12 protein-coding genes, 1 pseudogene and 1 riboswitch are annotated in these 15,528 nt (G+C 39.8%); of the genes and pseudogenes, 10 read left to right on the top strand and 3 right to left on the bottom strand.

The annotated features are described in order from the left end of the window. The first annotated feature begins 102 nt into the window (after window positions 1–102). Window positions 103–208: riboswitch (SAM riboswitch) on the top strand. A gap of 120 nt (window positions 209–328) precedes the next feature. From GZA11_RS09565 to GZA11_RS09555, 3 genes are all read left to right on the top strand, one after another. After that, the gene (locus GZA11_RS09565) at window positions 329–1,444 is read left to right on the top strand and encodes a sugar ABC transporter substrate-binding protein (protein WP_163183588.1); all 1,116 of its coding nucleotides are present in this window, start codon (window positions 329–331) and stop codon (window positions 1,442–1,444) included. Between the two features lie 64 nt (window positions 1,445–1,508). Continuing rightward, window positions 1,509–3,011, top strand: coding sequence for a sugar ABC transporter ATP-binding protein (locus GZA11_RS09560; RefSeq protein ID WP_163183608.1), 1,503 nt, complete (start codon window positions 1,509–1,511; stop codon window positions 3,009–3,011). Window position 3,012: 1 nt separating this feature from the next. Continuing rightward, window positions 3,013–4,014 (top strand): ABC transporter permease, encoded by a 1,002-nt coding sequence (locus GZA11_RS09555; RefSeq protein ID WP_163183587.1) that lies wholly within the window; start codon window positions 3,013–3,015, stop codon window positions 4,012–4,014. A 140-nt stretch (window positions 4,015–4,154) separates the two neighbouring features. Here the strand turns inward: GZA11_RS09555 and GZA11_RS09550 are convergent, their stop codons facing one another. Further along, window positions 4,155–4,358, bottom strand: coding sequence for a YbdD/YjiX family protein (locus GZA11_RS09550; RefSeq protein WP_163183586.1), 204 nt, complete (start codon window positions 4,356–4,358; stop codon window positions 4,155–4,157). Beyond that, window positions 4,351–6,426 (bottom strand): carbon starvation CstA family protein, encoded by a 2,076-nt coding sequence (locus GZA11_RS09545; protein WP_038539542.1) that lies wholly within the window; start codon window positions 6,424–6,426, stop codon window positions 4,351–4,353. Before GZA11_RS09545 ends, GZA11_RS09550 begins: the two co-directional genes overlap by 8 nt. Window positions 6,427–6,619: 193 nt before the next feature. Here GZA11_RS09545 and GZA11_RS09540 point away from each other — a divergent pair, with 193 nt between their 5' ends. The 7 genes and pseudogenes from GZA11_RS09540 to GZA11_RS09515 all read left to right on the top strand — a co-directional run bounded on the left by GZA11_RS09540 (window position 6,620) and on the right by GZA11_RS09515 (window position 15,379). Beyond that, a complete protein-coding gene (locus tag GZA11_RS09540; RefSeq protein ID WP_163183585.1) occupies window positions 6,620–7,381 on the top strand; it encodes a threonine/serine exporter family protein in 762 nt (253 codons plus the stop codon). A 14-nt stretch (window positions 7,382–7,395) separates the two neighbouring features. Next, complete coding sequence (locus GZA11_RS09535; protein WP_038539547.1) at window positions 7,396–7,842, top strand: threonine/serine exporter family protein; 447 nt, start codon at window positions 7,396–7,398, stop codon at window positions 7,840–7,842. 739 nt (window positions 7,843–8,581) lie between these two features. After that, entirely contained in the window at window positions 8,582–10,360 is a 1,779-nt protein-coding gene (locus GZA11_RS09530; RefSeq protein WP_163183584.1) for a sensor histidine kinase, read from the top strand. Further along, the gene (locus GZA11_RS09525) at window positions 10,335–11,081 is read left to right on the top strand and encodes a LytR/AlgR family response regulator transcription factor (protein WP_038539553.1); all 747 of its coding nucleotides are present in this window, start codon (window positions 10,335–10,337) and stop codon (window positions 11,079–11,081) included. The genes GZA11_RS09530 and GZA11_RS09525 overlap by 26 nt, the downstream gene beginning before the upstream one ends. 170 nt (window positions 11,082–11,251) lie before the next feature. Beyond that, on the top strand, window positions 11,252–13,045 hold the full coding sequence (gene cstA / locus GZA11_RS09520) for a carbon starvation protein CstA (RefSeq protein ID WP_163183583.1): 1,794 nt from the start codon (window positions 11,252–11,254) through the stop codon (window positions 13,043–13,045). Between the two features lie 426 nt (window positions 13,046–13,471). Then, window positions 13,472–13,657 (top strand): annotated as a pseudogene (locus GZA11_RS16715) (group II intron reverse transcriptase/maturase); the annotation flags it as partial. Window positions 13,658–13,963: 306 nt separating this feature from the next. Next, on the top strand, window positions 13,964–15,379 hold the full coding sequence (locus tag GZA11_RS09515; protein WP_038539559.1) for an amino acid permease: 1,416 nt from the start codon (window positions 13,964–13,966) through the stop codon (window positions 15,377–15,379). 65 nt (window positions 15,380–15,444) lie between these two features. Here the strand turns inward: GZA11_RS09515 and GZA11_RS17055 are convergent. Next, on the bottom strand, window positions 15,445–15,528 hold an 84-nt coding region (locus GZA11_RS17055; RefSeq protein ID WP_407938553.1), incomplete at its 5' end, for an IS3 family transposase.

The raw sequence follows: 15,528 nt of genomic DNA, 5'->3' as shown, positions 1-15,528 counted from the left end.
CCAATAGAATTTTTATTATAAAATTCAAAATACTATTGACAACTTGTTAACAGGAGTATAAATTTAGTGTATTACTTATAGTTGAAAAAATGAAATGGAATTCTCTTATCAAGAGTGGCTGAGGGACAGGCCCAATGATGCCCGGCAACCGTTCCAAACGGAATTGGTGCTAATTCCTGCAAAACAATTGTGTTTTGATAGATAAGAGAGGAGTAGTCCGATTTATTGGTGATGAAACCTCTCTTTTCTGGAGAGGTTTTTTATTTTAGATAAATACATACTTTTCCGATGGGAAAACAAACAAAAGAGTAATAGGGGGAGTTTCAAAATGAAAAGAAAATTTTTTAAAACAACGCTTGTTTCCGCATTAGCCGTATCACTTTTGTTAACAGGCTGTGCATCAGGGGGAGATTCCAAACAGGCAAGCGGGAATAAAAAGGTGTCCATTGAAGGAGTACCAGAGCGTTTTGCCAAAGGAGATCCAGTAAAGATTAAGGTTGTTCGAAAAATTGGTGGGGATGATCATACTGCTCAATTTTTAGCCGGAGCAAAAGAAGAAGGTGAGGCTTTAGGTTTTCAGGTTGATGTGTTTACGGCAAATGGGGATACAGCTAAGTTCCATGATGCGATTAATCAGGCATTAAATCAGAATTATGATGGTTTTATCATTTCCCACGGTGACGATGATGCGACAGTGAATGATGTAAAGAAAATCGTAGAAAAAGGGAAAAGTGTGGTAGCTTTTGACTCTAATCCAAAGCTTGCCGAAGTGGAGGGGGTTACGTTAACTTCCCAAGATGATGAGGCATTAGCGACATTGGCACTTGAGCAGCTAGTCAAGGATACGAACGGAAAAGCCAATATCGCCTACCTTTGGGTGGATGGATTCCCTCCAATGGTTCGAAGAAATAAGGTTTATCAAGAGGTATTATCGAAAAATCCTGGCATAAAGGAAGTCGAACGTTTTGGGGTAGCATCTGCTGACACTAGTGTCCAAACACAAAACGCTGTTGCTGCCATGTTAAATAAATATCCAAAAGGAAAACTGGATGCGATTTTTGCTACATGGGATGCCTTTGCTATTGGAGCAGCTCGAGCACTGAAAGAAGCAGGACGTGAAGAGGTAAAAATATATGGAATTGACGTTTCTAATGCCGATTTGCAAGAAATTCAAAGGGATAAAAGTGCGTGGAAGTATACAGCAGCAGTGGACCCAAAATTAATCGGTGCTGTTGATATGAGATTACTGGCGAAAAAACTTGCTGGTGAAGAAACTCCACAAACGTACGATTTGGAAGCATCACTCATTTCGCAAGAAGAAGTTCAGAAATCGAAGGAACCAGTTAATATGGTGAATCTAGCCACCATTGTTCCTGGATGGGGAAAATCGGATGAATTTGAAGAAGAGTGGATGAAGAAGTTAAAGGAACATTATCAGAAATAATGGGGATAGGTACACTCTTTTCGGTGGGCGAAGAGAGTGTACTGATGAAGGGGGTGTCAACTTGATGCAAACAAAGTTAGAGATGAAAAACATCTCAATTGAATTTTCCGGTGTTAAGGCATTAAACGGAGTTCATTTTTCGATGGAATCGGGAACCATTCATGCACTAATTGGAGCAAATGGAGCGGGGAAATCCACTTTGATGAAAGTTCTCTCTGGTGCCTATGATCATTATTCAGGCGAAATTAGGCTCGGAGGACAGACTGTAATGATCCGCACACCGAAACAAGCCCAAGATGCCGGGATTCAAATGGTTTACCAGGAAGTCGATACGGCCTTAATTCCATACTTGACGGTGGCTGAGAATATTATGTTGCTTGATACCATACATAACATGGGGAAGAAGCAGTGGATAAAATGGGGAGAAATTCACGAGAGAGCAACAGAAATTCTCAGGAGCATGAATATCAACCTTTCGATTAAGAAATTGGTAAGCGAGTTGACGCTTGCTGAAAAACAGATGGTTTTGATTGCCCGTGCAATCTCAAATCAGTGTAAATTTCTCATTTTGGATGAGCCAACGGCACCATTAAGTCATATGGAGACGAAAGAACTTTTTCGAATTGTACGAGATTTAAAGGAAAAAGGAGTTGGGATCATTTTTATCTCTCACCGTCTTCCGGAAATCTTTGAAATATGCGATGAAATAACGATTATGAGAAACGGAGAATTGGTTGTTAAAGAAAAGGTGCCTGACACAACACCAAATCAGGTGGTGGAACATATGCTTGGCCAAAAGCTTGAGGAGCAATTTCCAGCAAGGGAAACAGTAGCAGGAAATACCGTGCTCGAAGTAAAAGGTCTATCCGACACTAATAAGTTAAAGGATTTACATATTTATGTTCGTGCCGGTGAGGTGGTTGGGATTGCTGGACTTGTCGGGGCTGGGAAAACAGAGCTTTGTAAAGCATTATTTGGTGCAGAAAAATGGTCTGCGGGGGAAGTACTACTGAAAGGGAATAAGCTTAAAATCAAAAACCCTTTTGACGCTGTTAAGAAAGGAATTGCCTTAGTGCCGGAGGAGCGTCGAAAAGAAGGAATTCTAGTTAATGAATCCGTAGCAACCAATTTGACTGCGGCTCATTTAAATGAATTTACAAAAGGATATGGCTTTTTAGATCGTAGGAAAGAAAAAGCAGTGGCCAAGAAATGGATTCATTCCCTTGGAATCAAAACACCATCAGAGGAAACAAAAGTACAAAACCTTTCTGGTGGAAATCAACAGAAGGTCGCGATTGGGAAATGGCTAGTTGCGGACGCCGATCTGTATATTTTTGATGAACCGACCAAAGGTGTCGATGTTGGGGCAAAAAGAGATATTTTTGAATTAATTGCTCAGCTTGCACGAAGTGGAAAGGCTGTCCTTTATGCTTCCTCCGAACTTTCCGAAATAATGGGGATCACAGATCGGGTATATGTTTTATACGATGGAAAATCCGTAAAGGAACTAGAAACAAAAAATACGAATGAAGAAGAACTATTATATTATTCAACAGGGGGCAGGTAAAATGGAGGCTAATATTATCGTAAACAATCAGACCCCAAAGAAAAAAAGTGTGGAGCTGTTTCAATTTTTTTATAAATACGGAACGATTATAACGATTGCTGTACTAATTTTGATATTTTCATTAGTCAATCCTTCTTTCATTCAAAGTGATAATGTCATTAATATTCTCCGTTCGATTTCGATTGTAACGATAATTGCCATTGGAATTACGATTTCTTTGACGGTTGACGGTTTTGACCTGTCTGTGGGGTCGGTCGCATCTCTGTCGAATGCAATTGTAATTTCTATGTTTGTTTGGTTTTCACAAAATACGTTTATAGCGATAATTTCTGCTATTACAGCGTCTCTATTGGTCGGAGTGTTTAATTCGTTCATGATTGTTAAGCTTAGGATTCCCGATATGCTAATGACATTGGCGACGATGTTCATCATTCAAGGGATTGCACTAACTTATACAAAGGGTGCGACCGTATCACAAAATATGGTCATGCCGGATGGTACGATGGCAACGGGTATCATTAGCCCGCATTTTTCAAAAATCGGTGCGGTTCCGTGGATTATTATCATTATGGCTGCTGCGGTCATCCTTGTTCATATCTTTTTGGCCTATACGAAGCATGGACGATATATGTATGTGATTGGCGGGAATAAAGAGGCTGCTCGGTTGTCAGGGATCCCTGTGAACAAATATAAGGTTGTTGCTTATCTGTTGTCAGCATTATTTGCCTCGATCGGTGGAATTGTCCTCGCCTCAAGGGTGATGACGGCAGAAATCAATTCTGGAGCACCGTACTTAATGGATGCAGTTGCCGCTGCATTTATTGGTTTATCTGTTCTTGGTGCCGGAAAACCGAATGCCTTCGGAACGTTTATTGGTGCAGTTTTAATTGGAATTCTCCAAAATGGGCTTGTTATGATGTCTGTGCCATATTACGCAATGGATATTGTTAAAGGTTCCGTTTTAGCCTTTGCACTGGCGATTACGTACTACAAGCAGAAATAATTTTTTTACCTATTCACATTGTGGATAGGTATTTTTTTTAGCAGCAATTTTTATACAGTTATAACAACTTATCCATTAAGTCGCTCCAGAAATAAAAATCAGCCTGTATGAGAGACAGGCTGATAGGGTTTTCTATTTTATTAACAGCATCTAGAAACTTTTCCACCCTTGGCATTGTACCTCGCATCTTGAGCCTCGCAGAAAAATTCCTTCCGTGTTTTGATTGGCTCGCCTGGATGATGAGCCTTCATATGCGCTACATAAGTTTCGTAACATGGAACACCAACTAGCAAGCTGATAAACTGCTTTCTGTACGAATTAAATTTTCTTATTTGATTAAGCATATTTCTTAAAATCTCCTTCATTACGCGGTACATATGGTGTTTCATATAATGGTAGCTTTTTACCGGATAAGACCTGATACCAAATTCGAAGTGCGGAAAAGAGTACAACAACTACAACTAGCATGAAAATCGCACAAAGGGCGGCATCCACGTAATCATTAATAAGGACTTGTTTCATTTCAGCAGCTGTTTTGGCAGGGGCAAGAATCTTGCCATTATCATAGGCTTCTTTAAAAATTTTTGCATGGGATAAAAACCCGATTTTTGGATCCTCATGGAATAGTTTTTGCCAACCTGCAGACATTGTAACAATTAACAGCCATGTAGTCGGAACTAAGGTGACCCAAACATAGGCTTTTTTGCCCATTTTAAATAAAATGGTCGTTCCAAGAAGTAAGGCGAGTCCGGCTAACATTTGATTAGCAATGCCAAACAATGGCCACAACGTATTAATGCCGCCTAGCGGATCAATCACCCCTTGGTATAAGAAATAACCCCAAAAAGTTACACATAAAGTTGTCGCAATGATATTAGGAAGCAACGCATCGGTTTTTGCAAATGGTTTATAAGCTGTTCCAATGATATCTTGAATCATAAAACGTCCCACACGAGTACCAGCATCAATGGTTGTTAAAATAAACAACGCTTCAAAAAGAATGGCAAAATGATACCAGAAAGCCATTAAAGCTTTTCCACCAATCACATTAGAGAATATTACTGCCATCCCTATAGCTAAAGTTGGTGCTCCTCCAGTTCTTGATAGAATAGTTGATTCACCCACATCTTTAGCAAGGGTTTCTAAGACTTGTGGAGTGACGGTAAAGCCCCAGCTGGAAACCGCATTTGCCGCAGAAGTAACATCGATGCCAATTAATGCAGCAGGACTGTTAATAGCAAAATAAACACCAGGTGTTAGAACACAGGCAGCGATCATCGCCATGACGGCAACAAACGATTCCATTAACATTGCTCCGTATCCGATCGGACGTGCATGAGATTCTGTCTCAATCATTTTCGGTGTTGTACCCGATGATACTAGAGCATGGAATCCAGAAACCGCACCGCAGGCGATCGTAATAAATAAGAATGGGAAAAGGTTTCCGGCAAATACTGGGCCTGTTCCATCAATGAATTTTGTCATTGCCGGCATTTCAAGATTAGGTGAGACAATCAATATTCCAAGAGCAAGTCCCACAATTGTTCCTATTTTTAAGAAAGTACTTAAATAATCACGTGGTGCTAAGAGTAGCCAAACCGGTAAAACAGAAGCAATAAAGCCATAAATGATCATCATTATAGCGATTGCTTCTCCACTGAAAGTAAACATTTTTGCTAATGCAGGTGTCTCGGCAACGGTTTGACCAAATATGAGGGAAAGAACTAATAAGACAATCCCAATTAATGAAGCTTCGCCAACACGTCCTGGGCGGATGTATCGCATATAAACACCCATCAAAATGGCAATCGGAATTGTTGCCGCGATGGTGAACATTCCCCACGGGCTCCCTACCAAGGCTTTAACTACAACAAGGGCAAGTACAGCTAATAAAATAATCATAATTCCTAAAATACCGATCATAGCAATCAGGCCAGTTACTTTGCCCATTTCATCTTTGATCATTTCTCCAAGTGACTTCCCGTCGCGACGCATGGAACCGAAGAGGATGACAAAGTCTTGGACAGCACCAGCAAGAACAACACCGACAACAATCCAAATAGTTCCCGGCAAATAGCCCATTTGTGCTGCTAAGATAGGTCCAACTAATGGACCGGCACCGGCAATGGCTGCAAAGTGGTGCCCAAAGAGCACCCATTTGTTCGTTGGAACATAATCTTTTCCGTCGTTATGTATTTCTGCTGGAGTTTTACGTTGATCATCCAACTGAAAAACTTTTTGAGCGATAAACTTGCTGTAGAAGCGATAGCTAATGGCATAGACAGAGACAGCTGCCGTTAAAAGCCAAATAGCATTAATGCTTTCGCCTCGATTTAAAGCGATGATGGCAAAACCTACAGCACCAAGTGTGGCAATTCCTCCCCAAAGTAATATAGATTTTAACGCTTTCAAGATATTTACCCGCCTTTCTTTCAGTATTTAACAAAATTATATTTCATAATTCAGAAAATTCAAATGGATATTTTCTTATTTTATGAAAATTCCCTCTATTTTAAAAAGACTTTTTACAGTATAGCTCATTGCTTCAACTCTTTACTTTGTTTTAAACTAAGGAACAAATATGATCATAGTGGTGAGGGTTGAGATGGGAAACCAGGTAGAACAAGCAAATGAAATTATCGATGTATGCTTGCTTGCGGGAAAAATCATGTTGCAAAGTGGAGGAGAAACGTATCGAGTGGAGGATACAATGATGCGGATGGCTGCCGCTTTTGGAATCAAACATTCCCACAGCTATGTAACTCCTACGGGAATTATATTTTCCTCAGAAGGGCCAGATCCGTCCATAACGAAGATCGTAAGGATTCTGGAGCGGACAACGGATTTAAAAAAGGTCGCACTCGTTAATAGTATTTCTCGAAAAATTTGCAGCGGGGATCTGACATTGGTAGAAGCAAAGAGGGAGTTAATGGAAATTGACTCCAAGGATTTAAGTTTTCCATTTCCAATACAAGTAGTAGCAGCATCCTTAGCCAGTGGATGTTTTATGATTATGTTCAATGGAGACTGGAATGATTTTATCCCTGCGATGATCACAGGCGGGGTGGGTTATCTAGGCTTTGTTTATTTTCATCGTTTTGTTTCAATCAGATTTTTTTCGGAATTTCTAGCTTCTTTTATTATTGGCTTACTGGCATTTATTTTTGTCAAATTAGGAATGGGCCAACAATTAGATAAAATAATTATTGGGTCTGTTATGTCCTTGGTGCCAGGTTTATTAGTAACCAATGCGATTCGGGATTTAATGGCCGGGCACTTGGTATCCGGTTTATCCAAAGGAGCGGAAGCCTTTCTCACCGCTTTTGCCATTGGGGCAGGCATAGCCGTTATCCTAAGATTTTTCTGAGAGTAGGTTGATAAATGGATATTTTAGGACAGTTAATTACAAGTTTTATTGCGACAGGTGCCTTTGGCATTATTTTTAATGTTCCGAAACAATCTTTAGTGAAGTGCGGCTTGATTGGAATGGGAGGCTGGCTGATTTATTACTTGCTTGAGGGCTATACAGATGATGCGGTTTTGGGAACGTTGGCAGCTACTATTTTTGTTGCGATCCTTAGTCAAGAGTTGGCGAAATTTTACAAAACACCTGTTATCATTTTTGTTGTGGCTGGGATTATTCCATTGGTGCCAGGGGGCTTAGCATATGATGCGATGCGACATTTTGTCGAGAATGATTATAATACAGCTCTGGGTTCGGCTGCGAAGGTGCTGATGCTCGCTGGTTCTATCGCATTTGGACTTGTTTTTTCAGAAGTGGTCAACCAAATACTTCGAAAAATGAGCCAACGTAGATCAAAAGTATAAAAATTTGACGAAGGCAGAGGATGATGTTCCTCTGCCTTCTATTTTTTAAATCAAACAAAAAACCTTTGGTTGATTCACCATTGTAAAATAGTCAAAGAGGTTTATTGCCTGTATTTAAAGATAAGAAAAATATGTTAAATCTAAATAGATGATCTTTGGCAGTATTGAAATCTTAAAAACAGCGAAAGCCCTAACCTCTCTTTCGCCCTTGCAGCTCCGATGACTGCGCCAGTGTGAATTTTAGATATTAATAAAATGTGAGATTTTTTATTATCAACTACCTGTGAAACCTAAATAGAACTGCCTCTCTTTTATCATTAAGGCCCATGTCGCTCCAGTATGAATAAGAGGGTAAAAGGGAAAATTTCCATATTAATGGAGCTAATAAGTTACCACAATGGAAGGCACAATAAATAATTTTACTCTTTCTAATTTGATTTGTCAATATTTTGTAAGTGGAACAATTAGGGCATAGAAGTAATTTTTGGATTCATAACCCCATATTAAGGTGTGGGAGACAAGGAAAATAAAAGCTCATGAACTAGAATAATGGCGCAGGTGTGGCAACTTTCAATGTGTTGCGAGTGAAGGGACAAAAGGATGATTCTTTCTCATAGAGGAAATCATAGGTAAAGCCAGCAAACCGGTCTTTAGGCTGTATTGCTTATTTATTTGGTATACTATTAAAAAATAAGATCCAATTCATTAAAATGATAGATTCATGAAAAGAGGAATAGCCATGCTGAAATTATTACCACTAATGCTTGAACGTGTAGGTATTCTTATCATCGCTGCGTTCATCCTCTCGAGAATGAAATCATTCCGGGAGATTATTCATAATGAGCATGGGATTCGGACGAAGTCAATCATGATTGCCATCTTTGGAGTGTTTGGCATAATTAGCAACTATACCGGAGTAACAATTAGTCATGGTACGGTTTCATCTCAAGAATGGTTATTGGAAATGGATGGTGAGAACGCAATAGCCAATACAAGAATTATGGGGGTCACCATTGGCGGATTGTTGGGCGGACCTATTGTAGGGATTGGAGTAGGGCTCATTGCTGGTCTTCATAGGTTAACCTTAGGAGGGTTTACAGCAGTTGCTTGTGCACTTTCTACAATTTTAGCTGGAATTTTGACTGGATTTCTTAGTAAATACTTTAAAATTCATAAAGAGAATTCCCTGTGGAAAGCAGTGACCTTAGGCGTTGTTATGGAGTGCGGTCAGATGGGAATTATTCTCTTATTAGCGAAGCCCTTTCAAGACGCGCTGAACCTGGTAGGGACAATAGCGTTTCCGATGATTGTGATCAACGGATTTGGAACCATGCTGTTTTTGCTTATTATACAGGACATTTTTAAAGAACAGGAACGGACCCGTGCCCTCCAGACTCATAAAGCTTTATATATTGCGAATCAAACGCTTCCATTTTTTCGGCAGGGGTTAAATGTAGATTCGTGTAAAAAAGCAGCTGAAATCATATTGAAATCGACAAATGCAGATGCCATTTCCATCACGGACAATACCCACGTCTTGACACACGTCGGAGTAGGTAGTGATCACCATTTACCATTAAGAAACATAGCGACTGAATTGACGAAAAAAGTATTGGAGCAGGGGAGAATTTTTGTGGCAAAATCCCCCGAGGAAATTCAATGCTCCCATCATACATGTGTGTTGAAGGCCGCGATCGTATTACCTTTACAAATCCATGAAAAAACAGTTGGTTCATTAAAGCTATATTTTACGGATCCTAGCAAACTTGATCAGGTAGAACAGGAACTTGCAGAAGGTTTGGGAAAACTTTTTTCCGGTCAATTAGAAATGGCAGAACTTGAGATGCAGAGAAGACTTTTGAAGGATGCTGAGATTAAGGCATTGCAAGCTCAGGTTCATCCACATTTCTTGTTTAATGCGATTAATACGATTTCAAGTTTAATTCGAACTGATGCAGATAAGGCAAGAAATTTACTAATTAAATTAAGTACCTTCTTTCGAAGCAATCTTCAGGGAGCAAGGCAAATGTTGATCCCGTTAGAGAAAGAACTCGAACATGTCGATGCTTACTTAACCATTGAGCAAACTCGCTTCCCAGGTCGCTATCATGTTGAATTTGACATAGATCCAGCTTTACGCAAGGTGCAAATCCCTCCTTTTACATTACAGCCCCTTGTCGAAAACTCCATTCGTTATGCTTTTCCTAAATCCAAAAGCGGGACAGTAAAAGTAAAGGCATTTCAGAAGGAGGGGAATATGGTTTTACTGACAGAAGATAATGGAATAGGGATCCCACAGGAGCTTCTTAGCTTGCTGGGGAACCAAACCATCAATTCCACCCATGGAACGGGAACAGCTTTATGGAATATCAAAAAAAGAATGAAAGAAATTTACGGGCAATCCGCCTCCTTTCACATTGAAAGTACAGAAAAAACCGGAACAAAGATATCAATTATCATACCGATAAATCAGCAAAAAGTGGGTGATCCAGGTGTTAAACGCTTTAATTGTGGATGATGAACCACTAGCCAGAGACGAGCTTGCGTATTTATTGAAACGAACGAAACAAGCTGAAGTGATCGGAGAGGCAGATAGTGTTGAATCAGCTTTAAAGATTGTTTCGCAACAAGAGATAGATGTTATTTTTTTAGATATTCAGCTTGCGGATGAAAGTGGACTGGAATTAGCTACTAGCTTGAACAAGCTTGAGCGTGCACCGTTGATTGTATTTGCAACTGCATTTGATGAATATGCATTAAAAGCGTTTGAATTGAATGCTATAGATTATTTGTTAAAACCATTTGAAGAAAAGAGAGTTCAGCAAACCATTGAAAAAATTCTTAATAATCTTGGTAACAAGGTTCCAAAAGCCTCCATTGCAACAAAAAAACAAATATGGATGAATGGTCGTGCTGACCGACTGGCCCTTACAGTCGAGGAAAAAATTGTTCTTCTTGATATTAAAGAGATTCTCTATCTCATGGCTAGTGAAGGGACAACAACGATTGCTACTGAGAAACAGTCATACAAAGTGAACGAACCGCTTGTCAATTTTGAAAGAAAACTGGAGCATACTTCCATCATCCGAGTTCACCGATCGTATTTAGTGAACATTGATGGAATTGTTGAGATTGAACCATGGTTTCATTCAACCTACAATTTAATTATGAGGGATGGAGAAAAGGTTCCAGTTAGCCGTACCTATGTCAAAGATCTAAAACAGCTGTTAGGATTTTAAACAGCTGTTTTTTATTTATAAGAGGCGTAGAGGAACTTATTTTTGCTATTCAAACGATTATTTTTGTTTTTCATCCTTCATTTCCTGCGCTTCATCCTGAAAACTAAATGTGAGCGTTTTCTTGAAGTATGATTAAGACAAGTTAGATAGGAACAGGAGGCTAAATAATAATGAATGCGGTTTCAATTGTCATAGGTTCGATTTGTCTTTTAATCATTGCCTATCGTTTATACGGAACATTCATGGCAGCCAAGGTATTAAAATTGGATGATTCCAAACCAACACCTGCACATGAATTAAATGACGGAAAAGATTATGTCCCAACAAATAAATGGGTAACATTTGGGCATCATTTTGCGGCTATTGCAGCAGCTGGCCCGCTTGTAGGTCCGATCTTGGCAGCACAATTTGGATATTTGCCTGGCTTATTATGGCTTTTAATTGGGGCAGTGATCGGTGGTGCGGTCCATGATGCCGTTGTCCTTTTTGCATCTATGAGGAAAAAAGGAAAATCATTGTCCGAGGTGGCAAAAGAAGAGCTCGGCCCGGTAGCAGGTTTTTGTACAGGTCTTGCGATGCTTTTCATCATCACCATTACGATGGCGGGTCTTTCAATGGTTGTGCTTCACGCCTTAGAACATAATCCTTGGGGAACATTTTCAGTTGGAATTACGATTCCAATAGCCATGTTTGTTGGAATTGCTTATAAGAAAACAGGAAATTTAAAACTAACATCGACGATTGGATTTATTCTTGTCATGGTAGGGGTTTTTGTTGGACCTTCCATCCAAGGAACGGTGTTAGGGGATTGGTTGACTTTTGATGCAAAAACATTAGCGATTATTCTCCCGATTTACGCATTCTTTGCAGCAGCACTTCCGGTTTGGTTGCTGTTAGCACCAAGGGATTATTTAAGTAGTTTTATGAAAATTGGTGTATTTATTGCTTTAATAGTCGGTGTGTTTATTATCAATCCAACTATTCAAATGCCTGCATTTACAAAATTCACTTCAGGTGGAGGCCCAGTTTTAGCAGGCCCAGTTTGGCCGTTTATTTCCATTACCATTGCCTGTGGAGCGATTTCCGGGTTCCATGCCTTTGTTGGCTCCGGAACAACTCCAAAAATGCTTGATCGCTGGTCAGATATTAAGGTTGTAGGATTCGGGGCCATGCTTGTGGAGTGTGTAGTAGGAATCATGGCGCTGGTTGCCGCAACAGCTTTACAGCCGGCAGACTATTTTGCGATTAACTCAACCCCAGAAGTGTTTAAAACTCTAGGGATGCAAGTAGACCAGCTTCCGAAGCTGGCTGAGGAAATTGGGATTAACTTAGAAGGAAGAACTGGCGGAGCTGTAACCTTGGCAGTTGGGATGACTTATATTTTCACATCCATACCATGGTTTGCAAAGCTATCTTCTTACTTCTTCCAATTTGTTATTATGTTTGAAGCAGTATTTATTTTAACTGCAATCGATTCCGGTACACGTGTAGCACGTTATTTAATCCAAGATTTCTTCGGTGAATTCTATAAACCATTAAAAAGGACGGATTGGTTGCCAGGTTCCATTATCGCCAGTGCAGTAGCCTGCTTTATGTGGGGGTATTTGCTCTATTCAGGAGACATCGGGTCAGTCTGGGCACTCTTTGGAGTATCTAATCAATTGATGGCGTCTATTGGACTTATTATTGGCGCAACAGTGATTTTAAAGATTGCCGATAAGCGTCGATATATTCTAACCTGTCTTGTACCGCTTCTTTATCTATTTGTAACGGTCAACTATGCAGGATATTGGATGGTAACAAATGTTTATCTTAATCCAGCAGCTGCAGGGTATAGTGTGTTAAATGGAGTTCTATCTATAATCATGCTCATACTTGGGGTAGTTATTCTTGTTTCAGCTATAATAAAATGGATGGAAATGTGGAATTCCCCAAGAACTCAATTTGAAACACATGTAGCATAATAATTAATAAACAAATGAAAACCCCAAAGGCTATAAGCCTTTGGGGTTTTCATGTGCGCCCGGCATGGGTGTAATCTATAGGGTGAAAGTCCCGAGCTGCGAAGGCAGAAGTAGCAGTTAGCTTAACGCAAGGGTATCCGTGGTGACGCGGAATCTGAAGGAAGCGAGCGGCAAACTTCCGGTCTGAGGAACACGAACTTCATATGAGGCTAGGTATCACTGGGTGAGTTTGCATGACAAAACAAAGCCCTTTCTGCCGAAGGTGATACAGAGTAAATGAAGCAGATGGATGGAAGGAAAGATTACACTCTTACCCGGGGAGGTCTGGCTGGCACGCCAAGTAACCTTGGTAACCTATCTAGTGATAGATAGCTGAGCAGTCAGAAGTCAGCAGAAGTCATAGTACTCTTTCAAGCTCGAGATGGAAGAATTCGGAAACTCAGAGGATTAGGGGTTCCAAGCCATAAGGCACTCGAATGGGGCAATACACGTAAGAAATATTGGCGGATTGCCTGCAGTCCCATTCTACACAAAACCCTCGACAACTCCTATTGGAAGCGTCGAGGGTTAAGAAGTCTATTCGAAAGATATCAAGCACTACGTCATACTTAATTGAACCGCCGTATACCGAGCGGTACGTACGGTGGTGTGAGAGGTCGGGGGTTAGTCACCCCCTCCTACTCGATTTTTCCAATTTATTTTAAATAAAATTAAATATTTTATTGATATACATACTGACCTTTGTTAAAACTATGTAGTGTTCTTTTTTATGTGATTATGATTTGGAATGATTTACAAATTACTTTTTTCGACAAATATATTGATTTTTCGACAAAATCATTATATTATTTCGTTGTTAAATTCAGTAAAAATTATATTTTCAGAAAATTGAAAGAGTATAAATCAAGGAGGTTCAATATGAACTTATTTAGAAAGAAGTCGATTCAGGCTCTGATCCAAGAGGCTGGAAATAAAGAGGTTACTCTAAAGAAGGATTTGGGTGCCTTTGATTTAACAATGCTTGGAATTGGAGCTATCGTGGGCACAGGTATTTTTGTTCTTACAGGAGTGGCGGCTGCTATACATGCTGGGCCAGCGTTGATTATATCTTTTATATTATCAGGTTTAGCTTGTATCTTTGCTGCACTTTGCTACGCAGAATTCGCTTCTATCGTTCCGGTTTCCGGAAGTGCTTATACGTATAGCTATGCAATCTTTGGCGAAATCGTTGCCTGGTTACTAGGCTGGGTTTTAATACTCGAATATGGTCTCGCCGCATCTGCGGTAGCTAGCGGTTGGTCAGGTTATTTTCAAGGTTTACTATCAGGATTTGGAATCCATTTACCTAAAGCGATAACTAGTGCATACAATCCAACAGAGGGAACGTTTATCGATGTTCCAGCTATTTTTATACTGGTCATCATCACATACTTATTAACACAAGGTGCGAAAAAATCAGCCCGCTTCAATACAGTGATGGTCATTATTAAAGTGACCGTTGTCCTGCTCTTCCTTGGTGTCGGTGTTTGGTATGTGAAACCTGAAAACTGGACTCCATTTATGCCATTTGGTTTCTCTGGCGTAGCGGCCGGAGCAGCAACTGTATTTTTTGCTTACATTGGTTTTGATGCAGTTGCCACTGCAGCAGAAGAGGTGAAAAGACCACAGCGTGATTTACCGATTGGAATTATTGCTTCTCTGCTAATTTGTACACTTTTATATATTGTCGTATCTGCTGTTCTAACAGGGATCGTTCCTTATACAGATCTAAATGTGAAAAACCCAGTTGCCTTTGCATTAAGTTATATTCATCAGGATTGGGTTGCTGGTTTCATTTCTATAGGGGCTATTGCAGGTATTACAACGGTATTGCTCGTTATGCTATATGGTCAAACTCGTTTATTCTATGCGATTAGCCGTGATGGTTTATTGCCAAAGTTTTTTACGAAAGTGAGCAAGAAAAAACAGACACCGGTTGTGAACTCCTGGATTACTTGTCTAATCGTATCGTTTTTCGCTGGAGTTGTGCCTTTAAATAAATTGGCGGAACTTGTCAATATCGGAACGTTATCTGCCTTTATGACGGTTTCAATTGGTATTTTATATTTGAGAAAAAATAATCAAACATTAAATACTGGATTTAGAGTGCCGCTTGTTCCACTAATCCCAATTTTGGCATTTTTATTCTGTGGCTACTTGGCACTGCAACTCCCAGCACTGACTTGGATTAGCTTTGCTGTTTGGATAGTGATAGGACTATTGGTCTACTTCGTGTATGGACGAAAACATTCATCATTAAATCATACTGAAGAAAAAGTGAAAAAAGTAAGTTAGGACAGAATTAAAAGACCCTATTTTGCACATAACCCTGTCAAGTAGACAATGAAAAAAAGAGTATATTAAGCTGCGGTCTTTTCTCGATATTCAATCGGGGAAAGACTGTTAAATTTTTCTTGAAAACGACTGTGGTTGTAAAAATGAAT

The sequence above is a fragment of the Neobacillus sedimentimangrovi genome (assembly GCF_010614825.1).
GTDB lineage: Bacteria > Bacillota > Bacilli > Bacillales > Cytobacillaceae > Neobacillus > Neobacillus thermocopriae.
This window is presented reverse-complemented; position numbering and strand designations above follow the sequence as displayed.